We start from the raw sequence: 26,793 nt of genomic DNA on the forward strand, positions 1-26,793 counted from the left end.
GCGTACCGTCGTCTGGTGATGGAAGCGCCGGACTTCCGGAAATACTGCGCGCTAGATCCGGATCAGTTCCTTGACCAGGAGGTCGTTAATCCGGCTCGCGAAGCCCACGGGATCGTCGAGCTTGGAACCCTCGGCCACCACGGCCTGCTCGTACAACAGGCGGCCGATGGATTCGACGCGCGCATCTTCGCCGTCGCTGTCGTGGAGCTTCTGCAGGCCCTGGACCACGGGATGTCCCGCGTTGAGTTCCAGGATGCGCTTGGAGCTCTGACCGCCGCCCTCGCCCATGCGCTGCATCAGCCGTTCCATGTGGGCGCTCATGGCGCCCTCGTCGGCCACCAGGCAGGAGGCGCTGTCCTTGAGGCGCGTGGACAGCCGGATATCCTGTACCTCCGGAATCTTGCCCTTCAGGGCCTCGATCAGGGCCTGGAAGGTCTTCTCGTCGTCCTCCGCCCTGGCCTTGTCGGTTTCGTCCGCCGCAATGTCGCCTTTGTCGGCCGCCTTGTACTTCTTCTCGCGGTACTCGTCCACCGACGACATGACGAATTCGTCGATGGGGTCCGTCATGAAGAGGACGTTCCAGCCGCGGTCCCGGAAGACCTCCAGGTACGGCGTCCGCTCGAGCATGCCGCGGTGCTCGCCGATCAGGTAGTAGATCTCCTCCTGGTCGGGCGGCATCTGGTCGACGTATTCATCCATGGAAATGTACTTCCCGGCCTCGGTGTTCATGGACTCGTACACGGCCAGCGATGTAAGCGTATCCCGGTTCTCGAAGTCCTGCGCCATCCCCTCCTTGAGGATTAGGCCCAGTTCCCGGTAGAACGCCACGTACTTGTCGAACTCGTCCTTCTTCATCTCCTCCAGCACGGTGAAGATCCGCTTGACGATGTTCTTCCGGATGCGGTCGAGGATGGGGTTCTGCTGAAGGATCTCGCGGGAGACGTTGAGGGGCAGGTCCGCGCAGTCCACCACGCCCTTGATGAATCGCAGGTAGGGCGGCAGCAGCTCCTCGCAGTTCTCCATGATCTGGACCCGCTGCACGTACAGCCTGGGCCCCACTTTGGGATCGCCGAACATCATGTCGAAGGGCCGCTTGGCCGGGATGAAGAGCAACACCTTGAACTCCGTCAAGCCCTCGGCCGTGTAGTGGATCACCCTGGCCGGATCGCCGTAATCGTGGGAGATCTGGCGGTAGAAGGCGTTGTATTCGTCTTCTTCGATCTCGTCCTTCGAACGCAGCCAGAGCGCCTTCATGGAGTTGAGCGTCTCTTCCCGGACCACCGCCTCCGTCTTGTCGTCCTCCTTGTCGTCCTCGCCCTCGACGGGTTCGTGCCGTTCCACGTCCATGACGACCGGGTACTCGATGAAATCGGAGAACTCCTTGACCACCTGCCGGAGCCGCCATTCCTCCAGGAACTCCTTCTCGTCCTCCTTGAGATGGAGCGTCACGTCGGTTCCGTGGGCCTCCTTCTCCACCGACTTGATGGTGAACTCGCCCTCTCCCGCGGAGACCCAGCGGACGCCCTGGTCCTTTGGATCGCCCGCCAGGCGGGAGACCACCGTTACCCGGTCGGCCACCATGAACGCCGAGTAGAAACCCACGCCGAACTGGCCGATCAATTCGGGACGACTGGCTTCGTCGGCCTGCTGCAGAGTCTCGAGGAAGGCCCCGGTGCCGGACTTCGCGATCGTGCCCAACTGATCGATGATGGTTTCGCGGGACATCCCCGTGCCGTTGTCGGAAACCGTCAGCGTGTTCTTTTCCTTGTCGGCGATGAGCTTGATCTTCCACTCGGTGTCGCCGTCCAGCAGGTCGCTGTTGTTGATGGAATTGAAGCGGATCTTGTTGATCGCGTCGCTGGCGTTGCTGATCAATTCGCGGAGGAAGATTTCCTTGTTGGAATAGAGCGAATGGGTGATCAGGTGAAGGATCTGCCGCAACTCGCTCTTGAATTCCATGGTTTCGGTGGACGCGGTAGGTGCTTCGGACATCGGTTGGCCTTTCCTTCTGGGCAGAGGAGCGGGTTGCTCCCCGATGGACATGCCGTCCCGGGCGGTGATTTACGCCCGGATACTACGGGTCTGGTTGGTTTTTATGCGCGCAACGTGGTGCGTTCTGCCGGCCGGCCGCTCGTCTGCGTCGAGCCGGACAACATGCGTATTATAGGGACTAAAGCCGGTAAAGTCAACACGGGGCTTCCTCCAAAAAAGGCTTTGGCGGCTTCGTGACGGGGGGTAAATTGGTAACCTGGAATACACACGTTAATGAATACCGCAGATACTTCAACAAATGAGACGAAATGCGTCGATGACATGGGTTGTTCCCGTGCTTCGTACGCGGACGAAACGGGAGGCGCCGGGATGTTGACTGATGACCAGATAGCCGAATTCCGCGGGAACGGTTTCCTCAACGGAGGCCGCGTGCTCGACGACGCCGGTGTCCAGGAACTTCGCGACGAGTTGCAGCGTGTGCTCGACACCGGCCCGGAAGGCTTTCCCGAGGACGGGCCGAGGCCGGTGCTGTTCCACAACATGGTCCGCGACCGGGAACCGGAACGCTGCGTCTGGCAGATCGTGAACATCTGGGAAGTGTCCGGCGCCTACCAGCGCTTGATCCACCATCCATTCATTGTGGATGCCATCAGCCGGCTCACGGAGGCGGACGAACTGATGGTCTGGCACGACCAGATCCAGTACAAGCCGGCGGGCTACGGCGGCGTAACCAGCTGGCACCAGGATGCGCCGCTGTGGCCCATCATACGGCCTATGACGCCGGTATCCGCATGGGTCGCCCTCGACGATGCGACGGTGGAAAACGGGTGCATGTGGATGACGCCGGGCAGCCACCGGTGGGGCAACCAGATCGAGTTTCTGCGTACGCAGGCCCACCTGCAGCAGGTCGAGGACTTCGGGCGGATCGAAGGCTTTACGCCCCCGGGCGGCAATGGCGCGGAAAAGGGGCAAATGGTAGCACCCCGGCCCTGGCCGGTGAAGGCCGGCGAGGTATCGTTCCACCACTCGCTGACCTGGCACGGATCGCCCTTCAACCGGTCCGATCAACCCAGGCGGGCCATCGCCATGCATTACATGACGGGCGAGTCCCGCTTCGTCGCTTCCGGTCAGCACGTCATGAAGGCCTTCGTCGACCTGCCGGACGGGGCGCCCATGAACCAGGCGGGCGAGCATTTCCCCTTCGTGATGAGAAACGGAAAGCCGGCCGCCCTCACTGGTTAGCGAACCTGGACGGGTGAAAGCCGCCGAACGCGAAAGCCGCCGGAAGGAGTAAACCATGGACGTCGTACGCATCGGTGTGATCGGCCTCGGGAACATGGGTGGGTTCCACGTCGAATACCTCACCGAAAACGAAGTGCCGGGCGCGAAGCTGGCGGCCGTCTGCGATGTCGATCCGGATCAACTGGCGCGTGCGAAATCGCTCGCCGGCGACGGCGTCTCGACCTATGGAAGCGCCGATGAACTGCTGGCGTCAGCGGCGATCGACGCCGTAATCATCGCGACGCCCCACTACGAACATCCGCCGCTGGCGGTCAAGGCCTTTGCCCGGGGACTGCACGTGCTCTGCGAAAAACCGGCTGGCGTATATACGCGCCAGGTGCGGGAAATGAACGCGGCGGCCGAGAAGAGCGGCCTCGTCTTCGGACTGATGTTCAACCAGCGGACGCTGGGCGAGCACCGTAAGCTCAAGGAACTCGTGTCATCGGGCGAACTGGGCGAGTTGCGCCGGACGAACTACATCATCACGAACTGGTTCCGAGCGCAGAGCTACTACGACTCGGGCGGCTGGCGCGCCACGTGGTCCGGCGAAGGCGGCGGCGTGCTCGCCAACCAGTGCCCCCACAACCTCGACCTCTGGCAGTGGATCTGCGGCATGCCCGTGCGCATTCGGGCCTTCTGCGGTTTCGGCAAGTACCACGACATCGAGGTCGAAGACGACGTGACGGCCTACGCCGAGTACGAGAACGGCGCCACGGGCGTATTCATCACGACCACGGGCGAGTCGCCCGGAACCAACCGCATGGAAATCACGGGCGACAACGGTAAGGTGGTCATGGAGGAGGGCCGGATCACCTTCTGGCGCAATCGCACGCCGGCGGATGTCTTCAACCGCGAATGGAAGGGCGGTTTCGGCAGCCCGGAAACCTGGAAGTGCGAAATCCCCTTCCAGGCCGGGGGCGAAGAGCATCGCGGCATCACGAAGGACTGGGTGCGCGCGATCCTGGAAGGCACGCCGCTCATCGCGCCGGGCGTCGAAGGCATCCGGGGCGTCGAACTGGCCAACGCCATGCTGCTTTCCGCCTGGCAGGACGACTGGGTCGATATCCCGGTGGACGAAGCGCTCTACTACGAGAAGCTGCAGGAGCGGGTTCGGTCGTCCACGGTGCGCAAGAAGGAGACCGGCGGCACGACCCTGAGCGTGGAAGGCACGTTCTAGGACGGATTGTCCACGCCCACGGCATCGGTAATCCGGTCCAGGCCGTCCCTGGCCATCAGGCTGCACAGGCTCCGGTTGATGCGTTTCACCAGGGCCGGACCGTGGTAGACCAGGGCCGTGTAGACCTGGACCAGGGTCGCGCCCAACCGGATCTTCCGGTAGACGTCTTCGGCCGTGAAAATGCCCCCGGTCCCGACGATCACGTGGCGGCTGCGATCCATCCGGGGATACCAGGCCTGGATGGACGCGTCGATCAGCGCCCGGGTCGGCCGGCCGCACAGGGTCCCGGGCATGCGGTCGAGGAGCTGTGGCGAGGTATTCAGGCTATCATAGGGCTTACCGGTGGGCAGGCCGAAGACGATGCCCTTAACGAAGGGGAATGGATCCACAGCAGCGAGCGTCTCCTCGATCGTAGCAGGGTCAGTGGTCGGCACGACCTTCAGGAAGGTAGGCGGCATGGCGTCGTAACCGGCGTATCCCGCGAGCAGCTTCCCCAGCGTGCCCGGATCGTCGAAGGGGCTTCGGCCCGATGTCGTGTTCGGGCAGTTCAGATTGAGCGTCGCGTAGTCGGCAAGGCCCAAAAAGGGACGCATCGCCGCGACCAGTTCCTCCACCACCTCTTCCGTGCCCGCCGGCCTCCCGGTATTCGTCTCCACCAGGTTGATGCCCAGGGGAACGGATGGCCGGGGTTGACCGGGCTGGCCAGGCGGGCAGGATGATTGGGTCGATCCGGCCGATCCAGGCAACCGGGGTGGCCTGGCGGAAGCAAATCGCTGCGCCACTGCGTCCGCACCGTCGTTGGGCACCCCGTAATTGACCACGATCGCTTCATCCTCCGGTACACGGAACAGCCGTGGCCGTCCGGGATTGCCCGCCGAAGGATGGAACGAGACCGAACCCACCTCCACGAATCCAAAACCCGCCGAAGCGAGTCCTTCTATGGCGACGCCGTTCTTGTCGAACCCGGCGGCCAGGCCGACGGGATTGGGAAAGGCGAGCCCACCGGCTTCCACCCTGAGCCGTGGATCCTCCACGGTAAGGAGGCCCCGGAGCATTCCGCGCACAGGTGGAATGCGTCCCGCCCTGCCGACCGCGGCCAGCGTTGCACGATGTATCCACTCCGGGTCCAGACGGAATAGCAGGGGACGAATGAGGGGGTAGAGAGACATGGGCGGCGTGGTCCGGCATTGGGTCGGCGAGGCCTGTCGTTCGGCGGTTGTCGATGGGTCTATGCACGATTATATGCGGCTGCCATGCGGCGCAAGGACAAAAAAACCGGGCGCCTCTGGAAATACGAGACGCCCGGCTTGCGTCTGGAGGAATGTCAACTGATCAGGTCAGTCGTCACACCTCCGTTGTTCAGATATCATAATTCCTCCTTTCTTTTTTTGCGCCGCCGTGCTGCAGTACGAGGCGCGGTCCATGCCGATGCATCAACATGCCGGATATGATCCGGCGTCAATTCCCCGATCGAGCCGGGGAATAAACCACAAGTCACGCAGTTTCATCGAGATAAGGAAATCGAATCGCCTCCTAAAGATTCCACGGGAGCGGATGCAGGTTGCCCCGAAGTTCAAGCATACTCCGGTCTCGGCGTGACGCCGAATCCGGGACGGACGGTCGGTGCGATGCTGCCTTCCGACACCACGGGCTCGTCGAGCAGGACCGCGTCCTCCCCTCCGCTCCACCGGTCCGGATGGGTCTCCGCCAGGTCCATGCAATCCGTGGCCGCGATCAGGTGCAGCCCCCATATCTCGCCGCCGCGATGGGGGCATACGGGCACGCCGTGTGATCTCGCCAGGTCGACGATTCGCAGTCCCGCTGAAATGCCGCCGCACCAGGTGATATCCGGCTGCCACAGATCCAGGGCGCCTGCTCGGGCGATGGCGGCGAAGGCATGGTGTGAGAAATCATGCTCGCCGCCGGCCAGCAGCACCGGAGCCAGCCGCGGCCGGAGTTCCGCCAATTCGGCCAGATGGTCCGGTGTGACGAGATCCTCGAACCAGTACGGCGCATATCCGTCCAGGATCTCGTGCATCCGCTGGGCTACCTCGGTATCCCAGGACATGTAGCAGTCGAACATGAGCAACGCGTCCCGGCCGAACATCTCCCTGCAACGGGCCGCCTGGGCCACGGCCGTATCGTAGTCGGCCTCCGACCGCCACTGGTGCGATCGCTTCACCGCGGTATAGCCCAGGTCGCGAACCCGGGACAAATCGCCCCCGGTCGCGTAGGCACGGATCCTCTCCTTCTTCAACCCTCCGATCAGATCGTACACGGGCCGGCCCTCGGCCTTTCCAAGCAGATCCCACAGGGCCAGGTCGATCCCGCTCAGGGCCATGATCGCGATGCCACCGCGACCGTACGGCAGGGACTTGAAGTAAAGGTGGTCCCAGACTCGGCGGATATCTTCCACGCTTCCGATGGACCGGCCGATGAGTGCATCGCGCAGATGTCCGTTGACGATCAGTCTGCCGGGCTCGCCGCCCCCGCCATACCCGTACCCGGTCACGCCCGTGTCCGTGTCCACCCGGACCACGATCTGCCAGTAGTATTCCTGCCAGGCGCCCGTCCCTTTCTTGTCTCGTGACGGGTAGACGGCCTTGACGTCCGTGATCTTCATTCGGTAATGGCAACAAGCTGCGGATAACAGCAACAGGTCGCGGATCGGGTGGGCATGAGAAACCCGGCCGGGGAGACCCGTGCCGGGCAGCTAAACGGTTCGGAATCGAATGGGCGCTAGTGGGATCGAACCACTGACCTCCACGATGTCAACGTGGCACTCTAACCATCTGAGCTAAGCGCCCTGCAGATCAGCATTCACCAGTGTGTTCATGACCCCGAATGCCGAGGGCCGGACTCGAACCGGCACGGACTATTGAGGTCCGGGAGATTTTAAGTCTCCTGTGTCTACCAATTCCACCACCCCGGCAAACCGTCCCCGGATCTCCCAACACAACTGCACCATGGTAGGGCGCGAGCCCCTGCAAGTCAAGTGGAAAAGAACTACGGCACGCTAAGGGAGACGCGTTGGAAACGTCCGTACAGAGGACCCGGAAACATCCTTACAGAGACGCCGGAATCGTCCGTGCACATTCAGTTGCCGGCCAAAGATCCATGGCACTAACCGGGACCTTCCCCCAGTGCCCCGGACCAGCACGCGAAGGGCCGGCCCTTTCGTTCGTCGTCCTTGAAGAAGGCCAGGTAGGTCATGACGTCGTAGGCGATGAAGGCCCGGCCTGAACGGGAGGACCGGGCGAGGCGGTGCACCCGGCGCCAGGTACCCGCGTTGAAGTAGACCTGTGCGCCCCGGCTCCCGTTCCCTGGCGGGACGTCGAGGGGCACGATTTCGTGATGATGGGTGTGACCGTACACCACGAACCGGGCTCCGAGGTCCTCCACCGCTTTCTCCCTGGCGGCGTGGGCAAAGTAGGAGTCCGCTGCATCGCCCGTAACCCGGTTCCACCACGCGCCCAGCTTACCGGACAGGCCCAGCGGAACGTCCCGCGTGAACCGGAGCGCGTACTCCAGCTTGTCCACGCTCTCGAAGGGGTTGTACATCGAACCCCGGTCCCGTATGAAATCCAGGCCCAGGAAGTCGTCTACCAGGCTGTTCCACGTATCCTTGACTTTCCCTGCCTGCATCGGGGACACGCCGTGTTCATGCAGCAGCGCGTCGACCCAGACGGAGGCGGCGGCCAGCGGGCGGACATTGTCCAGTTCGCGCAGGCCTTCGATATAGGTCCGGGGAAGCAGCGAGCCCATGCGGTTGCGGACTTCGAAGGGAAATCGATTCAACAGCTCGATCACGATCGCGTCCCCCAGGGAGGGTTGGTCCCGCGAACCGGAGAAGTTGAACGGGTCGTAGATATCGCCATGGCACGCCCGGACGCCGTGCTCCCGCAGTATCCCGGCAATACGGGCCGACTCTTCGAGTTCGTGGGGGAAGGGCTGTTCAGGGTCGTTTACGAGTCCCAGGGCGGCTGCGACCTTTCTGCGAAGGAGTTGGCAGGATCTGCCTGGGATGCAGTAGAACCAATCGTGATTCCCCACCATGTAGTGGATGCCGACCTCGACCGGCACGCCGGGTGCGGATGGCCGTGGGTCTCCATTGGCGCCGCCGGGCGGAGGCAGCAGGAGGCCGCCGGGTTCGGCCAGGTTCCTCAGGCAGGTCAGCGACGGTTCGTTGTGCGCCAGGATAGCGGTGGTGATGTCGTTCAGCTTCCCGATGTAAGGCAGATCATCGGGATCGCTCCAGGGACGCGGTCCATAGTCGTTCTCCAGCCACGCGGTGGACCTGAGGACGTCCAGGATATCTCCGAGAAGGAGGATGTCGATTCGTTCGATCGGCTGGTACCGGCCTCCCTTGCGCCATGAGGCCGCGATAGCCATGTCCCGGACACGCCTGGCAAAAATCCGAAAGGCGTTTTCCTTGATGGTCTGCCCGGTCGTGCCGTCGGTAAGGTGAAGATCGCTGATGATTACTATCATGAAGGTTCTGGTCATCCATCCCGCTGGGTGAGGTCGAAACCGATCAGGTAGGTTCCACCGGTGCCCCGGCCATGGACAGTCATGCGGGCCTTTTCACCATCGGTCAATTCCCCGAGCGTGGTTGATCCCCTGAAGAGGATCGCATCGCCGCCCGCGATCTTCTTCAGGAGGAAGGATTGAAGGTCGTCCGCAGCGGCGCCCAGGGATTCGGGCAGGTGCAGGGGCAGGTTTTCAGGGATCGTTCCCTTGATTCTTCCGATAACGGCTTCGACGATCCCGCTCAGGAAATCCTTGATCTTGTCCCAGGCGTCCCTGCGGTCCACGTCGAACACCTTGAACTGGATGTAATGGATACGCTTCCCCCGCACCAGCAGGATCAGCGTGTACCAATCGTCTATCGCCTCCATTTCGAACCGGCCGCACCGGTCGGGCGTTCCTTCGCCGATCCTGAGATTCTCCTCCCCGGCGCTTCGAACGTAATTCGGCTTGCCCGACCTCCCGGAATCACATTCCCAGAAGGTGTCGAGGCTCGGCATCACGGCATGTTCGGTGGCAAACTGGCTTCGGTGGTTGATAAAGCGCAGATCGACGACGAAGCGGAAATTGGCCTTGTTGTTCGGAAGATCCGCGGGAAACAGGAAATCCGTGAGCGTGAATTCATAGAGCGGCAAGGAGATGCTCCGCATATGCACACGTGTGCGTAAACGGTCAAAAAAAGTACGACTCGGCATTCCCGGTTCAAGCAGGAAGACGGATGGGATACCTCAAGGCGCCAGGACAATCGACGTCTCGCAGATCGGATCCATCCGTGAGTCGATATATCGGAAGGAGCCGGACCGGACAATACGACCGGACCGGCCCCTGTAATTCGATTTTAGCCTATGGCGTCTTTCAAAGCTTTGCCGGCCGTAAACTTGGCCACGTTTCTCGCCGCGATCGTAATGGACTCGCCCGTACCGGGATTTCGCCCCTGGCGAGCAGCGCGGTTCGATACGCTGAACGTGCCGAAGCCGATCAGCGTGACGGAATCGCCGTCGCTGAGACTGCTCTTGATGGCGTCGAGTGCTGCGGCGACTGCGGCGTCGGCTTGCGCTTTGGACAACCCAGTAGCATCAGCAACCTTACCGGCCAATTCTGTGCGATTCATTGATTACCCTCCAGATGAAATAATGGGAGTAATGCACCCGATAGAGTGCGAGAATTCCCGCGACAGACCGTTAAAAAGGTCCTGTGCTTGCGGGTGAATTACGTGAAATGTACGTGCAATATATTTCGTACGCTATTTCGTAAGCAAGTTTTTTTTCGCTATACCTGTGTATGGTACTGCGACAGGACGGGCGATTTCATTGATTTCGATCCACGAAACTTCTATTTTTCAATCTAATCATGCCAGCAGAAAATCCGTCCAAAAGACTGCTTCTCCTGATGCCGACGACGACCTATCGCGCGGATCCGTTTCTGGAAGCGGCCCGTCGCATGAACCTTGAAGTCGTCGTGGGATCGGACTTTTGCCAGGTGCTGGCAAAGGAGTGGGACATCCCGCTTTCGCTCAGGCTCCGGTACGTGTCGCAGGCCGTGAAAGAAATCGTGGACTACGACCGTGAACATCCCCTCGATGCCATCGTGCCCGTCGACGACTATACCACCGAAATCGCCGCCAGGGCGTGTAAGGTCCTCGGCCTTCCGCACAACACGCCCGAAGCAGCCATCGCCGCGCGCAACAAGTACCGCATGCGTGAAATGCTCTCGGACGCGGGGGTATGGTGCCCCTGTTTCGCCCGGTTCGACCTGTCGCTTCCCGTCGAGGAAATCGCACTCGAACAGCGTTACCCATGTGTACTCAAGCCCATTCTGCTATCGGGCAGCCGGGGCGTAATCCGGGCCGACACGCCGGACGGCTTCATCGTAGCGTTCCGCAGGATCGGCCGCATACTCGAAAGCGCCTCGGACCGGCCGCCGAGCCTTGATCCCGACGCCCGCCGCATCATGGTGGAATCCTATATGCCCGGCCAGGAGGTTGCCCTGGAGGGGCTGTTGAACGGCGGACGCCTGCGCGTGCTCTCCCTTTTCGACAAGCCCGATCCCCTGGAAGGACCCTTTTTCGAAGAGACGATATACATAACGCCTTCGCGCTTGCCCAAAGAGACGCAAGAGGCCGTGTCCGATACCGTCCAGCAGGCTTCCACGGCCGTGGGACTCACGGAGGGACCGGTCCATGCCGAATTGCGGGTCCACCACGGCGAGGCCCGGATCATCGAGATCGCGGGCCGGTCCATCGGCGGCCTCTGCTCGCGCGTCCTGGAATACGGACTGGGGGTGTCCCTGGAGGAACTCATCCTGCGCCACGCCCTGGGGCAGGACGTGGACGGCGTCGGCCGCAAGGCGCAGGGCCGCAGCGGAGCGGATCGCGGGACGGATGGTCTCGACCGGCAGGTCGACGCGGGCAACAAGCCGGGGGCCGCGGGCGTGATGATGCTGCCGGTGCCGGAAGGCGGATTGTTCCAGGGATACGACGGCGTCGAGGAGGCGAAGAAGACCCCGGGCGTGGAGGACGTGGTCGTCACTGCGAAGGAAGGCGACATGCTGACCCCATTGCCGGAAGGGGCCGGCTACCCCGGTTTCATATTTGCCAAAGGGGATGAACCAGGCCAGGTCGAGCAGGTCCTCCGTAAGGCTCATGGCCGGCTTCAAATGCGCGTCAAGACGGTCCTGGCTACGTAGCAGGGATCGATACGGCCTGACGCGCGGCGGGGATCCGTGCCGCCCACGAAGGTCGCGTACAGGCAGAGCATCGGCAGAGAGGCAATCAAAAAGGGAGATGCAACCGTGCCAAAGCATTACGAACGGGTGATGAACATATACCGGGAGATCAGCGACCTGTACGGCGCCCTGGCCCTGATGGGGTGGGACCAGGAAACCTACATGCCGCCCAAGGGCGCGGCCAGCCGGGGACGGCAACTCGCCACCCTCTCCGGAATGGCCCACGAACGGATCACATCCGATGAAATGAGAGCGGGACTGGATTCCGCGCGGTCGGAATCGCTGGCGGCCGACGAGGAGGTCAACATTCGCGAGATCGCCCGTTCCAGCGACCGGGCCGTCAAAATCCCCGTCGACCTGGTCAAATCCATCGCGGAAACGAGTTCGGCGGCCATCGGTGTGTGGATCAAGGCCCGGCAGGAAGATGATTTCCCGGCCTTTGCCCCGTGGATAGACAAGCTGGTCACCCTCCAGCGACAGGTCGCCGAGGCCGTCGGCTACGAGGACGAACCCTACGACGCGTTGCTCGATGAGTACGAACCCTATGCCACCACGAAAGATACCGCGGCGGTCTTCGACTCGATTCGCGGCCCCCTCGTGGACCTGGTGCAGCGCATCGCGTCCTCGGAAGTAAAGCCCCGCACCGATTTCCTGGAGCGGAATTACCCTATCGACGACCAGCGGCGCATGGGCGTCACGGCCGCCGAGCGCATGGGCTTCGACTTCGAGGCCGGCCGCCTGGACATCTCCCCCCATCCCTTCTGCACACACATGGGCGTGCAGGACGTCCGCCTGACGACCCGGTACTCCGAGACCCTGCCCATGCAGTCCTTCTACGGCGTCATCCACGAGGCGGGACACGGCCTCTACGAGCAGGGCCATGACCCGGTCCACGAAGGCACGCCCCGGGGCGCGTCCGTGTCCCTGGGCATCCACGAATCCCAGTCGCGCCTGTGGGAGAACATGGTTGGCCGGAGCAGGGCCTTCTGGCGTTACTTCTACCCCGAATTCGCCGCCGTGTTCCCGGACCAGGCCGCGGACGTGACCGAAGAGGAGGTCTACGCTGCGGTTAACGAGGTGAAGCCCTCGCTCATCCGGGTCGAAGCGGATGAGATCACCTACAACCTGCACATCCTGCTCCGGTTCGAAATAGAGCGCGGCCTGTTCACGGGCGAATTCACGGCAGGCGATCTCTCCGCGGTCTGGAAAGAGAAGATGAAGTTCCTTCTCGGCATTGAGCCGCCGGACGACAGGGACGGCGTGCTGCAGGACATCCACTGGTCGCACGGGAGTTTCGGCTATTTCCCCACCTACACCCTGGGCAATCTGTACGCCGCGCAGTTCTACCGCGCCGCCGAGCGGGACCTGCCCGGCCTGTCGGACCGGATCGCCCGCGGGGAACTGCTGCCGCTGCGGGACTGGCTCAGGGATCACATCCACCGGCCCGGCATGACCCACCGCGCGGGTGACCTCGTGCGGCACGTCACCGGCGAGCCGCTCACCGCAGACTGCTTCCTGGCCTACGTAGATGGCAAATACCGTTCCCTGTACCGCCTATGAACGTTACAGGCGCCCCTTCCTTTCAGCAAGTAGCGACACCGCGGGCCGTGGCCCTGGGCCTGGCGCTTGCCGTGGTCGTCAATATCTTCTCGCTGACGAGCCATTACCTCCTCGGATACACCCACCTCACCTTCGCCCATATTGATCTCGCCCTGCTGATCCCGTTTCTCCTGGGCGTTATGGGACCCAACATACTGCTTAAGGCATACCGTCCCGCCTGGGGCCTGCGGTCGCGGGAACTGCTTTTCGTCTTCATCCTGGGCTGGGTCGGTTTCATGGTGCCGACCTGGGGGATGTCCAACTACGTAGTCAGCATCATGGCGTCGGCAGAATACTACGCCTCCCCCGAGAACCAGTGGCGCGAGTTGTTCTTTCCCTATCTCCCGGACTGGCTGGTCGTCACCAACGAACAGAACGCGAACAGCGACTACTACTGGGGACTGCCCGAAAACTCCCCGATCCCCTGGGCGGCCTGGATCATCCCCTCGTTCTGGTGGCTGTCGTTTTTCGGCGGACTCCTGGCCGTCGGTATATGTTTCGTCATCCTGATGCGCAAGCAGTGGGTGGAGCACGAGCGTCTTTCCTATCCCCTCGTGCAGACGGCGGTCGTGATGACAGAGACCACTGACGAAGAGCACTTTGCCGTGCCGACGATCATGCGGCACCGCCTGTTCCTCATCGGCGCCGTGGCTACCTTCTCCATCATGCTCTGGAATACCGCGGCGTACTGGACTCAGTGGTTTTCCTTTCCCATCGACGCCAATGTCGCGCTCAACGTCGAACTCGGCCGGTCCTTTCCCGCACACCCGATACGTATGAACGTCATCACCTTTGCCTTCTCCTATTTCATCAACATGGATATCCTGTTCAGCGTCTGGTTCTTCCAGATCGTCAATACGCTGGAACAGGGCATCCTGGCCCGTGTCGGGATCACCGGCGACTCGGGTACCGCCGTCCCCGGCGGCCTGGTCGCGGTCCAGTTCATCGGCGGCATGATCGCCTTCGCGCTATGGGGATTCTGGATCGCCCGAAGGCACCTGGCCATGGTCTGGCGGCACGTTATGGGGAAGGACACGAACCTGCGGGACGACGACGAGTTCTTCTCCTACCGCGCCGCCCTGATTTCAGGCGCCTGCGGCCTGGCATACATTATCTGGTGGCTGCACGCGGCGGGCATGTCCTTCCCGGTGATCGTGGTGTTCCTCACCCTGCTGTTCCTCTTTTACTTCGCGTTGTGCCGGGTCATGGCGGAATCAGGCCTGGTCTTCCTGGACCTGCCCATCAACGCCCACCAGTTCACCGTCGCCATGCTGGGTTCCGCCTCCCTTTCCCCGCAGAACCTGACGGGTCTCGGCCTGGGAAGCGCCTTCGCCCGCAACTGGAAGACCTTCACGATGATCACCCCCTCGCATGTCGCGCGGCTGCAGTCCATCCTGGGCATGTCGGGACGCGTGCTCTTCTTCTGGTCCGCCGTCGCCTTCGCCGTCAGCGCGGTTACGGCCATCGGCTACTCGGCCTATACGGGATACAGGATGGGCGGCGCGGCGAATTACTACGCCAACGTCGCGGGCGACCCCGGTTTCTACGACCTGATCGTCACGTGGATGAAGAACAGTACCACGATTTCGGGGGCGGAAGTGTTCTTCCTGGCCGCCGGCATGCTGATGGTCACGGGGATGACCTTGGCCCGGTACTACTTCAGCTGGTGGCCCATATCGCCCATCGGTTTCGTGGTGGCCGCCGGCGGACCCGCCCGGCATGCCTTCTTCCCCGTTTTTCTCTCCTGGCTGTTGAAGACGATCCTGATCAGGATTGGTGGCGTGCGTCTCTACCACGCCGTTCAGCCCCTGATGATCGGCATCATCGTCGGCTACGTCCTCGGCGCCGCCATTGCGGTGCTGGTGGATTATTGGTACTTTCGTGGGACCATACACGAACTGCAGTTCTTCTAGCCGGAGTACCGCGTGAATTCGCTAGAAATACACAGCGTCCTCGAGGCACTGGGCGATCCCGCGATCGCCGCCCATTCGCAGCGGTTCTTCAAGACCGGGCCGGGAGAGTACGGAGAAGGAGACCGTTTTCTCGGGATCAGGATTCCCGTGATACGTGCCCAGGTGCGCAGATACCGCGGTCTTTCCATGGCCGAGACCCTGCGCCTGCTCGTATCTCCCTATCATGAAGTACGCATGTTTTCGCTGCTGTCGCTGGTCATGAGATTCAACAAGGGCGATGAGCCGGAGAGAAGGACGATCTACGAAGCGTATCTCGATCATACGGCCTTCATAAACAACTGGGATCTCGTCGACTGCTCCGCCCATCCCATTCTGGGCGGGTACCTGGACGGGCGGGACAGGAAACCGCTCTACGTGCTGGCGGAATCGGAATCGATGTGGGAACGCAGAATGGCCATCATGGCCTGTCTGCATTTCATCAGGCGGCACGATTATGCCGACGCGCTGAGACTTTCGGGGCGCCTGTTGAACGACGGGGAAGATCTGATCCACAAAGCCGTGGGCTGGATGCTCAGAGAGATCGGAAATCGGGATCTGCCCGTTGAGCGGAAGTTTCTGAAGACCCGTTACCGGCGCATGCCCCGCACGATGCTGCGCTACGCGATAGAGCGGTTCCCTGCAGCGGAAAGAGGCCGATACCTGCGGGGCGAGGTGTAGACTTGCATACCCCGGTCCCGTAGGGTTGCCCCGGTGGAGTCCACGAATGAATGCGCAGGCCGTTCAGAAAATCAACGCGTGGATCGGCGACGGCACCCTTTCCCGGACGGCGGGCGAGGCTATCGTGCAGTGGCTGGACGACCCGGCCTGCGACGCCTTCGCCGGCGAGATTCGGGCCCTGGTCGATACCGGGAACACCGGCGAACTGGAAGACGCTTTTGGCACGTCCATCGCCTTCGGAACGGGCGGCATGCGTGGCCGCATGGGTCCGGGTCCGAACCGGTTCAATACCCTTACCGTGGGCGGAGCGGCACAGGGCCTGGCGCGGTATCTCCTCCGCGAGGACGGGCCGAAAGGCTGGTATACCCGAAGCCTCGGCGGTCGGACCGGCGCAGGCGTCGTCGTGGCGTGGGACACCCGGCACAACTCGGAGACATTCGCGAAGGAAACGGCCCGCGTGCTTGCCGCCAACGGCGTACCGGTGCTGATCTTCGATGGCTATCGCTCGACTCCCGCCCTGTCTTTTGCCGTCCGAGATCAGCAGGCCGCGGCCGGAGTAGTGATCAGCGCCAGTCACAATCCGCCAGTAGACAACGGTTTCAAAGTATACGGTCCCGACGGCGGCCAGGTGGTGGCGCCGCACGACGAGGGAATTACCGGGGAGATGCGCCGCGCAGAGGAGATTCGGCGCATACCGTTCGACGAGGGAATCGAGCGGGGCCTGATCCGGACCGTCGATCCGCAGGTGGACGCCCGGTATGGCGCCGTGCTTTCGGACCTGTCGCTGGACGATGCGCGGGACGTGCAAGTAGTGTATACACCACTGCACGGCGTGGGCATGACCTCGGTCGCCGCTGCACTGGAAGAACTGGGCTACCAGGACGTGCACTACGTAGACGAGCAGGTCGTGCCGGATGGCGCGTTCCCCACGCTAGAAGGCGGTATCGCGAATCCGGAGAAACCGTCGGCCTTCAAACTGGGCATTCGAAAGGCCGCTGAAAACGGCGCCGACCTCGTGCTGGCCAGCGACCCTGACGCCGACCGAGTCGGCTGCGCGCTTCCGTTGCCTGACCGGGGTTGGGAGGCGGCGGAAGAGGATCTCGTACTGAACGGCCACCAGATCGGCGTCCTACTCTGCCACTATGTGCTCAGCAGGAAACAGGCGGCGGGTACACTGCCCCCGAGGGGGCTCTTCTGCAAGACGGCGGTGACCTCCGACCTGGCCGCGATCATCGCCCGGTCCTGCGGCCTGGAAGTCGTGGACGACCTTCCCGTCGGTTTCAAGCACGTCGGCGCGGCCATCGATCGAATGCCGGCGGACATGACTTTCGTGTTCGGCACGGAGGAAAGCCACGGTTACCTGGCGGACGCGCGGCTCCGGGACAAAGAGGCTGCCACCGGCATCCTTCTTGCCGAGTACGCCGCCCGGGCGAAGCGAGAAAACCGGACCCTGCGCGACGAACTGGACGACATCCACCGTCGGTACGGGTATTTCAGGGAAGTTCAGCGGTCGGTCGCCCTTCCAGGCACGGAAGGCACGCGGAGGATCGTAGACCTCATGGCCGCCCTGCGCGCTAAACCGCCTCGACAGATAGGCGGACGGGCCGTATGCCGCGTGATCGACCGTCTGAGCGGCCAGTCGCGTGACCTGCGTACGGGTACGACCGGCCCCGTCGCAGGCGAACGGGTGAATATCCTGGTCTTCACCTTCTCGGAAGCCGGCCACACACGGGTGATCGTGCGCCCATCGGGTACCGAGCCCACGATCAAGTATTATGTTTCCGCGTCATCGGTCGACATGGACGGTACCCGGGGATTGATCGACAGCCTGGCGGAGTCCGTGCTCGACGCAATAATCGAATGGTGCGAAGGCGTATAACAGTCCTGCCTGGACCCACTCGAACCCGGTCGAAATCTGTCGCGTCCCTGGGCAGCACCCGGCCCCGAACAGGATAAACAACCCATCTCGAAAGGCATCGATCCATGCGCATCATCGACTCTGGCGTACTCAGCCGTAGCGTATCCGGCACCGACCGCGCAAACCTTACATTTCCAGCCGTCCTATGCAAGTCCGACGGTACGTTGATCGCCACCTGGCACAGCGGCACGACCAAGGACTGCGCGGACGAAGTAATTGAAGTCAGCCGGTCCTCCGACCTCGGGCGGACCTGGACCGCACCCGAACGGCCCTTCGAGTGCCCGGCCCTCCGCGGCGTCCGGGGATCGGTCAAGATCGTCTACCTCACGGAACTGGCGCCCGGCCGGATCATCGCCGCGTCCATGTGGATCGACCGCGAGACCTATCCCGACGCCCCTGGGCTTTTCAACCCGGAGACCGAGGGATGCGTGCCCATGTCGATCCTCCTTGCGGACTCCGAAGACAGCGGAGATACCTGGACCGCGTGGCGCGAAGTGCCCATGCCGGAAGAGATCGGGCCCGCGAGCCTGACCAATCCGATCATGCAACTGCCGGACGGCACCCTGGTTATGACCATCGAGACCAACAAGCACTATCTCGACTCCTCGAAATGGTATCAGCGGGTCGTCGCATTTCACTCCACGGACGGTGGGATGACCTGGGGTGAGCCGGTGGATATCGGGTACGATCCGACGGGCCTGATCTTCAACTGGGACCTGAGGTCGGCGGTCGCGCCGGACGGCCGAATCGGCGCATTCGCGTGGACCTACAACACCGAAACAGAGTCCTACCTGAACATCCATCGGCGCATCAGTTCCGACTGCGGCCGGACCTGGTCGGACCCGGAGGACATCGGCGTCACCGACCAGGCGGCCCATCCCGCGGTGCTGCCGGACGGCCGCGTCGTCCTTGCCTGGGTGGACCGCTTCAACGACCAGTCCATCAAGGCCCGCGTCGCGCCGTCCATCGACGGCGTCTTCAGACCGGAATCCGAGGTGACCCTGTACACCCACGAGGCGCCGAAGGAAGATCCCAAGGGCGCCCTGGGTTTCTCGGTGTGGTCCTTCGGACTGCCCTATGCGGAAGCCCTGTCCGACGGCACGGTCCTGGTGGCCTACTACGCGGGAACCGAAGACGCCATGGATGTCCTCTGGACCCGGCTTGCCCCCTGAGGCGACCATGATCGGACACTACCTCCTCACCGCCTGGCGGAACATCCTCGCGTCCCGGTCCCACGCGGCGATCAACGTGATCGGGTTCGCCATCGGCATGGCCTGCTGCCTGGTCATCCTCCTGTACATCCGCGACGAGCTGAGCTACGACCGGCACAATACGCGGGGAGATCGCATCTACCGTGTGGTGACGGACCGCACGGCGCGGACACCCGGCATCCTGGCCGACTTCATCGGCAACCAGCTACCCGAAGTGGAGGAAGTGCTGCGTATTCGGGCGACGGTGGGGACCTGGCTGTTCACAACCGATGAAAGACAATTCTACGAGCAGCGGGTCTACTGGGCGGACGGCAACCTCTTCGACGTGTTCGATGTGCCCCTGGTGCGCGGCAATCCGGAAGCCGCGCTCACGGCGCCGAATACGATGGTCATCAGCGCCTCCATGGCCCGCAAGTACTTCGGGGATGCCGACCCCATCGGCAAAACGATCACCGGTGACCACCTCTTTCCCTTCACGATTACCGCGATCATGGAGGACCCACCGCCCTATGCCCATTATCACCCCGATTTCTACGTATCCATCGCCACCACGACGGGGCGGGGCGATCCGATCCGCCTGCTGACGAACTGGGCCAACAGCCAGTACTACACGTACCTGATTCTTCCGGAAGGCGCTTCACCCGGCGGGATCGGCGCTCTGTTGCAGGCACGGCTGGATGAACATGTCGACGCCTCCGAACGGGCAACGGCCTTTACGCACACCTATACCCTGCAGCCGCTTTTCGACATCCATCTCTATTCACAACTGGAGCTGGAAATGGAGGGAAGCGGCGACGTCTCGTTCATCTGGATGCTGATCGCCATCGCGATGTTCATCCTGATGATCGCCTGCATGAATTTCACGAACCTGGCGATCGTCCGGTCCATTACCCGCGCCCGTGAAATCGGCATGCGCAAAGTCTCCGGAGCTACGCGGGGCCAGATCGTCCGGCAGTTCCTGGGCGAAACCATACTCCTGAGCGCCGTCGCGTTCCTCGTTGCCCTGGCCGCCGTCTGGGTGATCCTGCCCGTGTTCAGGTCCATGACGGGTCATGTGCTTTCCATGCCCGCACTGGAACCCTGGTCCGTGCTGGGCGGCACGGTCATCGTCCTGGCCGCCGGCGTCCTCGCCGGCGCCTACCCCGCCCTGCTGCTGTCCCGGATCAGTCCCGCGGCGATCTTCCGCGGTCCCTCGAGTACAGGTGCCGTGAACCTGCGTAAAGCCCTCGTGATCGTGCAGTTCACCATGGCCATCCTGCTGATGATCGGCACGGGAACGGTATACCTGCAACTGGAGTACATGCGGGAAAAACACCTGGGTTTCGAGAAGGAACACGTGGTGATCCTGCCCGACCTCGAAGGCATGGACTTCGACTTGATCCGGGACCGGTACCCGCAGCATGCCGGGGTAGTCAGCGTCTCCGGGGCGAACTACATGCCCGGCCGCGCGGCCGGCCGCGGGAGGCTGCCCATCCTTCCCGTCGGCCGCGTCGACGATCCGTCGGCGGGTACCGTGGAGATGCAGCATATCCATACCGAAGGGGGCATGGTCCGGACGCTTCGCCTTTCCTTGCTGGAAGGCAGGGACATCTCGTGGGAACGGGACTTCGAGTGGGTTGAGGGTCCGGACGGAGATGGGTGGGGGAGATCGACCGGAAGTCTCCTCAACGTGGAGGCGGTCAGGCGCCTGGGATGGGGTTCACCCGGAGAGGCCATGAATCAGTTTGTACGAATGAGGAACAATGAGTTGCAGGTTGTCGGGGTGGTGGGCGACTTCCACTTAAGGACCCTGCACGAGCGGATCGAACCGGTGATCTTCACCTTCGGCGGCTCCGGCTACTGGGCCGTGCGGTTCGTTCCCGGCGATCCCGGCGAGACCCTGCGGGACCTGGAATCCATGTGGAAGGCATCCATGCCGGAAATCCCCTTCACCTACTCGTTCCTCGACCAGGACGTGGACCGGCTCTATCGTTCGGATCAGTTGCTGGGCCGACTCGTGACCATGTTCGCCGGCCTGGCAGTCTTCACCGCGTGCCTCGGCCTGTTCGGGCTCGCGGTCTTCACGGCAAAACAGCGTACGAGGGAGGTGGGCATACGAAAGGCCCTCGGCGCATCGGCACGTCAACTCGTCCTGCTGCTTTCCAGGGAGTACACCGTCCTCGTGGTCATCGCGAACGTCATCGCCTGGCCGGTGGCCTACTACGTCATGCAGCAGTGGCTTAGGCAGTACGCCTACCATACCGAGGTCTCGCTGCTGCTGTTCCCCGCGGCCGGTCTGCTCGGGCTGTTGATCGCGTGGTTGACGGTCAGTTCGCAGACGCTGCGGACCGCCGCCACGAACCCGGTCGAATCGCTCCGACGCGATCAATAGACTTTATTGCGAACCGTCCCGGTACCGGAAACCGGTCCCTCATCGATAACCAACCTGCAAGTAAGGTCTACAGGCTATTCGAAGAGCAGTCCGATACCCGCCGCGATGTATTCCGGGGTGTCGCTCGGATGGAACCGGTAGCGCAGCCGACCCTCCCGGTCCACGAGGAACAGGGTGGTCGTGTGGGCTACCAGGTAATGGCCCGTCTCGTTCGGCTCCTGGTACTTGTACAGCACGCCGTAGCGTTCGGCGACCGCGTCGATCTCCTCCCGCGATCCCGTGAGACCGCGGACGTCCACCGTGGAGAAATAAGCCAGGTATTCCCTGAGCTGCTTCGGCGTGTCGCGCGAAGGATCGACAGTGATGTATATCGTACGCACGCGCTGGCCGGGTTCGAGATCGAGCACGTCGTAGACAGCCGCCAGCTTGGAAAGCATGAGCGGACAGGCGTCGGGGCAGTAGGTGTAGCCGAAGAAGATCAGGAAGGCGTCGCCGCGGTGCTCGGCCAGGTCGAACGACTCCTCGTCCTGGTCGGTGAGCGTGAAATAGCCGCCGAACCGTTCGCCGTAGTCCAGCAGTTCGGGGATGTCGATCTGCGGCGGTGGCGGCGGTTCGGTGCGGCATCCTGGAATGACCAGGGTGGCTGCGGCGACCAAGGTAGCCAGACCGCTGAGGATCGTAATCGTCGAATGATAAAAAGGCGTCTTTGTACCCAATGGAATACCTTTAGATCAACTGCACAAAATGAACGCACCTACGGACGGCTCTTCAGCACCTCGGCCGTGACGGTCCGTGCCGACTGATCGTCGAAGCGCAGCGTTAGCGTAACCTCTTCCCCTTCCTCCAGCGGGTTGCTTACACCGAATAACATGATGTGGTTGCCGCCAGGCTCCAATGCCGCCTCGCCTTGCGCCGGAACCACCACGCCTTCGATCTTATCCATCTCCATCATATCGTCGACCTGGCGCATGGCATGCAGCTCCGTGTATGCCGCGGCCGGAGTCTCAACGGACAGCAGTTCCCTGGGCTGGTCCGACCGGTTCCGGATCACCAGGTAGGCGGCGGTGACGTCCCTGTTCGGCGGCGTAGCCCGGACCCAGGCGCCGTCGATCTCCAGGTCGTCCGCCGGCTGGCAGCCGGCCGTGATGATCACCATCAATATCCAGATTCCGAAAATACACCTGTGACAGGTCTTGTTCGCCATATCGAGTACCAGGGTTCAGGTTAAGGCGCATCCGCAGGCGGCTTGTAGAATGAAGGCGCGTCCGCAGGCGGCTGAAGCGACGCCACGTACATGGCGATCTTGAAGCGCTCTTCGTCCTTGATATGGGGAAAGGGCACCATGGACGGGCTGTCGGGCATGCCTTCCCTGAGCGTGCGGGCGATCGTGACCACGTCGCGTCCGATACGGTAGGCCCCCGGGTCCCGGAAATCGCGCGGTGGAGGTTTCAACGTGTAGGAGATCGGGCCGTCGCCATGGCCGTCCATACCGTGGCACACGGTGCAGCCGTACCGGGCATACAGCGCCTTTCCGTCCTGCACGAACTCCCAGGGGATCTCGTGAAAGCCGATCGTCCCCGGCGTGATCGTGCCTTCGACCAGCTGGGCCATGAACGCCCGGGCAACGGCCTCCCTGTCATCTGGGTCCGCTGGTTCCGAGTCCGAACCGGACGAGCCGCATCCAGTGTAAAGGAGCACCAGCACGACGACGAACCATGGGCCGCCTCGAAGCCATCTGACGCTCCGAAGCCATGGACTGCCCCTGCGCCACAGGCTGCCCCGAAGCCGCAGCGCTCGAGCCGGCTTCAACCACGTTGTCCCAGCCGAAAACATGGTTCTATCCTATGGGAATTCCGTCGCACTGTCAACGACTACCGCCCTCGTATTCACCACCGGATCGGGTGGTCCGGGGCGGCGGGAGACGATGGTCCGGCGCGTCGGCAGAGGTTGGTCCGGAGCGCCGGCGGACGATGGTCCGTACCCCCGCAATTCAATTGACGATGCATGAGGGGGTGCATACATTTCCGTCGTCTTCAACGCCCCATCCCACCCACGGCCGGACCGGGCACGCACCGCAACCGGGGAGAGACCTTGCGAAGCTTCAGGGAATCGCTGTCGATCTACTTCGAGCGCCGCATGGCCCGCATACTGCTGCTCGGGATCATCAGCGGATTCCCCTGGGTGCTCATCGGCAGTTGCCTCAATCTCTGGTTGAAAGATGACGGGCTTTCCCGCACGGCCATAGGCTGGGCCAGCCTGATCTTCGGCGTGTACGCCTTCAACTTCCTTTGGGCGCCGCTGATCGACCGTATCCGGTTGCCGTTGCTGACGGGATGGCTCGGCCACCGGCGGGCCTGGATCGTTACGCTTCAGGCCGTCATCCTGGCGTGCCTGGCGCTCTGGAGCCTCGCCCATCCGACGGCGGATCTCAGCGTTGTCGTAGCGATCGGACTCGTCATAGCCATCGCGTCCGCCACCCAGGACATCGCGATCGACGCGTTGCGCATCGAGCAGATCGGCACGTCGGAATCGGAATCCATGGCCGCCGGCGCGGCCACGGCCGTCGTCGGGTGGTGGACGGGGTTCAAACTCGGCGGCGTGATCGCCCTGGAGACCGCGCAGGCCTTGCAGGCCGCCGGCGTCGAAGACTACTGGCAGACCACCTTCCTCTGTCTCGGGGCGGTGGTCATTCTCTGCAACATCGGCCTCGCCTTCGTCCGGGAGTCCACCGCCGCCGATCGCATCGCGGCACAGGCCGAGGACGACGAACGGATTGCCTCCGGCCTGGCGCTGCCGAGTGGGTTTGGGCGGGTCGTCGCCTGGTTCGCGGGTACCGTGGCCAATCCGTTGACGAGCTTCTTCCGGCGCAACGGATTCGCAATCGCCGCCGCCGTGCTCGGATTCGTCTTCCTGTTCAAGATCGGCGAAGCGTTCCTGGGCCGCATGTCCCTCATCTTCTACCGGGAGATCGGATTCAACCTGTCGGACATCGCCCTCTATTCCAAGGGGCTGGGCTGGGTCGTCACCGTGGCCTTCACCGTGCTGGGCGGTTTCTTCGCCATTCGGGTCGGACTGGTGCCGGCCATGTTCGCGGCGGGGGTCGCCATGGCGGCCACCAATCTGCTTTTCGCTACCCTGGCCTGGACGGGCAAGTCCGAGTTGATGTTCGCGACCGCCGTCGTGGCGGACGACATTACGGGCGCCTTCGCGACAGTCATATTCGTAGCCTTTATCTCGATGCTCGTCGACCGGACCTATACGGCCACGCAATACGCGCTGCTGGCCTCGATCGGTACGGCGGGGCGAACCCTCTTCGCGGCGTCCTCGGGCGCGATGGTCGACTGGCTCGATGGCGACTGGGGGACCTTTTTCATCATCACGGCGCTTATGGTGGTCCCCTCTCTCGCGTGTCTCTGGGCCATCCGGACCAGGCTGAGGGACCTGCTCGCCGGCAAGCGCGTGCGTATTTTCGGCAAGTCCATGCAGGAAGAACCCGAAGAAGCGACCTGATCACCGAACCATGGAGGCTATACATGTACATCGGAACGCAGACCCGGTGCCGGAACGATACGGATATCGAGGTCCTGGCCCAGCTCGGCGTGTTCAACGTGGACCAGACGCCGGAGGAGCCCTGGGCCGAATGGACGGCCGACCTGCTGAAGGCCCAGCGCGAGCGGTTCGACCGGTACGGGATCAGCCTCGAGATGATCCATATTCCCCTGGGCTCCGCGAGTGCCTTCCACAACGAGGCCGGCGCCATATTCCTGGGCAAGAGCGATGCGCGGGACCGCGCGCTGGACCGCATGTGCGAGACCGTGCGCATGGCTTCGGAGGCCGGGATACGGGGACTGAACTACAACATCACCCTGCTGGGCCATCTGCGTACCGAACCCAGTTACGGCCGCGGCGGCGCGAAGCTGTCGACCTTCGACTACGACAAGCTCGACCAGGCCCGGCCTGAATTCGAAGGCGGTCCCGCCGACGAGGACGAGATGTGGGAACGCATCGATCACTGGCTGAAGACGATCATCCCCGTGGCCGAGGAATACAAGGTACAGATGGCCTGCCACCCGTCGGACCCGGGCATCGGGCACGGTCGGACGTACCGGGGCGTTGCCCGAGTGCTGGGCATGTCGGACGGCTTCAAGAAGCTCATCGACCTGTACGACAGTCCCTACAACGGGCTGAACTTCTGCCAGGGCTGCATGTCGGAAAGCCTGGAGAACCCCGCGGAAGAGATCTACGACGTGATCCGCTATTTCGGCACTCGGAAGAAGATCTTCAACGTCCACTTCCGGAACATCAAGGGACGGCTGAACAACTTCGTGGAGGTCTTCCCCGACGAGGGCGACGTCGACATGCTGAAGGCGATGCGCACTTATAAGGAAGTGGGGTACGAGTACATGATCATGCCGGACCACGTACCCGGCATTTCGGGGCCCGAAGCGGGCCAGGTGGGATTCGCCTACGCCTACGGGTACATCCACGCGGCGATCCAGGCGGCGAATGCCGCGGACTAGCCTGGACTAGATCGGATTAGCGAGCCGGGGTGGCCTGTGCGGCATTGTAGGTCCGCAGCCCATCATCCCCGATCGGCTCCAGCGGCGTGAAGTCCCGGTTGTTCTGGTACCAGGGCCTGACCTCGCGCGTGCAGGCGTTGCCGACGGCGTTGTAGATCAGGTAGAAGATGGCCCGCCGCCAGGGCGAGACGTTGTCGGCCGAACCGTGGACGATGTTGCTGTGGATCAGGGCGACCGAGCCCGCGGGACCGATCAGCGGTTCGATGCCGTTCTCGTCGGCCAGTTGCTGCAGCGTGGTCTGGTCGATATGGAACAGATCGTAGCCGCGGCCCTTCGCGTCCTCGTGCAATTCCGAGTCCAGCAGGCCCCACCGGTGGGAACCCGGAATGATCAGGAGTGGCGAAGTGACGGGCGTGCAGTCGTCGATGAACACCGACGCCATGATGCAATTCGGCTCGGGCATGCCATCGACCTTGTACCATGACGGGAAATCCTGGTGCCAGGTCCAAGAAGCCCCGCTCCCGAAGCCCTGCTTGGGATTCATCCGGGTCTGGTGGAGATAGACCTCGTCCCCCAGCAACTGCCGGACGGGATCCATCAGGCGGGGAAGCCGCGCCAACCGTTCGAAGGGCTCGGAGTAGGTATGGGCGCCGAAGGCCAGCCGGGCGGCCGTGGGGTCGTCCTTCTCCCGCACCACTTCCGGACCCTGCCGGCTGAGCACGTCCGGCACCGCGGCCTTTAGCGTCCTCACTTCCTGTTCGTCGAGCAATCCGGCGAAGAACAGGTAACCCGATTCGTGAAAAGCGTCGATCTGCTGGTCGTTAAGCGTCATACTTTACCTCT

At 62.8% G+C, this 26,793-nt stretch carries 20 protein-coding genes, 2 tRNA genes and 1 pseudogene; 11 read left to right on the plus strand and 12 right to left on the minus strand.

Annotated features, from left to right (window positions below):
• Window positions 1–51: 51 nt before the first annotated feature.
• Window positions 52–1,992: a molecular chaperone HtpG gene (gene htpG, locus F4Z81_05800; GenBank protein MXW04565.1), complete on the minus strand. Its 1,941-nt coding sequence runs from the start codon at window positions 1,990–1,992 to the stop codon at window positions 52–54.
• 369 nt (window positions 1,993–2,361) lie between these two features.
• On the opposite strand from htpG, the gene F4Z81_05805 reads away from it, so the two are divergent.
• Both F4Z81_05805 and F4Z81_05810 read left to right on the plus strand, forming a co-directional pair.
• Window positions 2,362–3,234: a phytanoyl-CoA dioxygenase family protein gene (locus tag F4Z81_05805; protein MXW04566.1), complete on the plus strand. Its 873-nt coding sequence runs from the start codon at window positions 2,362–2,364 to the stop codon at window positions 3,232–3,234.
• A gap of 55 nt (window positions 3,235–3,289) precedes the next feature.
• The gene (locus F4Z81_05810; protein MXW04567.1) at window positions 3,290–4,450 is read left to right on the plus strand and encodes a Gfo/Idh/MocA family oxidoreductase; all 1,161 of its coding nucleotides are present in this window, start codon (window positions 3,290–3,292) and stop codon (window positions 4,448–4,450) included.
• Here F4Z81_05810 and pyrD read toward each other — a convergent pair.
• The 7 genes from pyrD to F4Z81_05845 all read right to left on the minus strand — a co-directional run bounded on the left by pyrD (window position 4,447) and on the right by F4Z81_05845 (window position 10,088).
• Window positions 4,447–5,619 carry a dihydroorotate dehydrogenase (quinone) gene (gene pyrD, locus F4Z81_05815; protein MXW04568.1) on the minus strand — a complete coding sequence of 391 codons (1,173 nt, stop codon included), beginning with the start codon at window positions 5,617–5,619 and terminating at the stop codon, window positions 4,447–4,449. The two genes, F4Z81_05810 and pyrD, sit on opposite strands and share 4 nt — an antisense overlap.
• Window positions 5,620–6,023: 404 nt before the next feature.
• Window positions 6,024–7,073, minus strand: coding sequence for a mandelate racemase/muconate lactonizing enzyme family protein (locus F4Z81_05820; GenBank protein MXW04569.1), 1,050 nt, complete (start codon window positions 7,071–7,073; stop codon window positions 6,024–6,026).
• Window positions 7,074–7,183: 110 nt separating this feature from the next.
• Window positions 7,184–7,257: transfer RNA gene (locus tag F4Z81_05825), tRNA-Val, on the minus strand.
• A gap of 38 nt (window positions 7,258–7,295) precedes the next feature.
• Window positions 7,296–7,382, minus strand: a tRNA-Leu gene (locus F4Z81_05830).
• 191 nt (window positions 7,383–7,573) lie between these two features.
• Complete coding sequence (locus F4Z81_05835) at window positions 7,574–8,941, minus strand: hypothetical protein (protein ID MXW04570.1); 1,368 nt, start codon at window positions 8,939–8,941, stop codon at window positions 7,574–7,576.
• 11 nt (window positions 8,942–8,952) lie between these two features.
• On the minus strand, window positions 8,953–9,612 hold the full coding sequence (locus tag F4Z81_05840) for a hypothetical protein (protein MXW04571.1): 660 nt from the start codon (window positions 9,610–9,612) through the stop codon (window positions 8,953–8,955).
• 203 nt (window positions 9,613–9,815) lie between these two features.
• Complete coding sequence (locus F4Z81_05845) at window positions 9,816–10,088, minus strand: HU family DNA-binding protein (GenBank protein ID MXW04572.1); 273 nt, start codon at window positions 10,086–10,088, stop codon at window positions 9,816–9,818.
• A 239-nt stretch (window positions 10,089–10,327) separates the two neighbouring features.
• Here F4Z81_05845 and F4Z81_05850 point away from each other — a divergent pair, with 239 nt between their 5' ends.
• The 7 genes from F4Z81_05850 (at window position 10,328) to F4Z81_05880 (ending at window position 21,430) form a co-directional block, all read left to right on the plus strand.
• A complete protein-coding gene (locus F4Z81_05850; GenBank protein MXW04573.1) occupies window positions 10,328–11,662 on the plus strand; it encodes an ATP-grasp domain-containing protein in 1,335 nt (444 codons plus the stop codon).
• Window positions 11,663–11,791: 129 nt separating this feature from the next.
• Window positions 11,792–13,261, plus strand: coding sequence for a carboxypeptidase M32 (locus F4Z81_05855; protein MXW04574.1), 1,470 nt, complete (start codon window positions 11,792–11,794; stop codon window positions 13,259–13,261).
• On the plus strand, window positions 13,258–15,213 hold the full coding sequence (locus F4Z81_05860) for a hypothetical protein (GenBank protein MXW04575.1): 1,956 nt from the start codon (window positions 13,258–13,260) through the stop codon (window positions 15,211–15,213). The genes F4Z81_05855 and F4Z81_05860 overlap by 4 nt, the downstream gene beginning before the upstream one ends.
• A 12-nt stretch (window positions 15,214–15,225) precedes the next feature.
• Window positions 15,226–15,930: a DNA alkylation repair protein gene (locus tag F4Z81_05865; GenBank protein MXW04576.1), complete on the plus strand. Its 705-nt coding sequence runs from the start codon at window positions 15,226–15,228 to the stop codon at window positions 15,928–15,930.
• A 46-nt stretch (window positions 15,931–15,976) separates the two neighbouring features.
• Complete coding sequence (locus F4Z81_05870; GenBank protein ID MXW04577.1) at window positions 15,977–17,809, plus strand: phospho-sugar mutase; 1,833 nt, start codon at window positions 15,977–15,979, stop codon at window positions 17,807–17,809.
• A gap of 104 nt (window positions 17,810–17,913) precedes the next feature.
• Window positions 17,914–19,020, plus strand: coding sequence for an exo-alpha-sialidase (locus F4Z81_05875; protein ID MXW04578.1), 1,107 nt, complete (start codon window positions 17,914–17,916; stop codon window positions 19,018–19,020).
• Window positions 18,926–21,430 (plus strand): FtsX-like permease family protein, encoded by a 2,505-nt coding sequence (locus F4Z81_05880; GenBank protein MXW04579.1) that lies wholly within the window; start codon window positions 18,926–18,928, stop codon window positions 21,428–21,430. Before F4Z81_05875 ends, F4Z81_05880 begins: the two co-directional genes overlap by 95 nt.
• Window positions 21,431–21,504: 74 nt before the next feature.
• Here F4Z81_05880 and F4Z81_05885 read toward each other — a convergent pair whose 3' ends face one another.
• The 3 genes from F4Z81_05885 to F4Z81_05895 are packed head-to-tail and all read right to left on the minus strand — an operon-like array spanning window position 21,505 to window position 23,263.
• Window positions 21,505–22,152, minus strand: coding sequence for an SCO family protein (locus tag F4Z81_05885; protein MXW04580.1), 648 nt, complete (start codon window positions 22,150–22,152; stop codon window positions 21,505–21,507).
• A 32-nt stretch (window positions 22,153–22,184) separates the two neighbouring features.
• Window positions 22,185–22,634: a copper chaperone PCu(A)C gene (locus F4Z81_05890; GenBank protein MXW04581.1), complete on the minus strand. Its 450-nt coding sequence runs from the start codon at window positions 22,632–22,634 to the stop codon at window positions 22,185–22,187.
• Window positions 22,635–22,654: 20 nt separating this feature from the next.
• A complete protein-coding gene (locus F4Z81_05895) occupies window positions 22,655–23,263 on the minus strand; it encodes a cytochrome c (GenBank protein ID MXW04582.1) in 609 nt (202 codons plus the stop codon).
• 303 nt (window positions 23,264–23,566) lie between these two features.
• Between F4Z81_05895 and F4Z81_05900 the strand changes: the two are divergent.
• Window positions 23,567–24,868: pseudogene (locus F4Z81_05900) on the plus strand (AmpG family muropeptide MFS transporter).
• A 95-nt stretch (window positions 24,869–24,963) separates the two neighbouring features.
• The gene (locus F4Z81_05905; protein MXW04583.1) at window positions 24,964–25,950 is read left to right on the plus strand and encodes a TIM barrel protein; all 987 of its coding nucleotides are present in this window, start codon (window positions 24,964–24,966) and stop codon (window positions 25,948–25,950) included.
• A gap of 16 nt (window positions 25,951–25,966) precedes the next feature.
• Here the strand turns inward: F4Z81_05905 and F4Z81_05910 are convergent, their stop codons facing one another.
• Window positions 25,967–26,782 (minus strand): proline hydroxylase, encoded by an 816-nt coding sequence (locus F4Z81_05910; protein MXW04584.1) that lies wholly within the window; start codon window positions 26,780–26,782, stop codon window positions 25,967–25,969.
• Window positions 26,783–26,793 lie beyond the last annotated feature (11 nt).

Source organism: Gemmatimonadota bacterium (genome assembly GCA_009835325.1).
Classification (GTDB): Bacteria; JAAXHH01; JAAXHH01; order JAAXHH01; family JAAXHH01; genus JAAXHH01.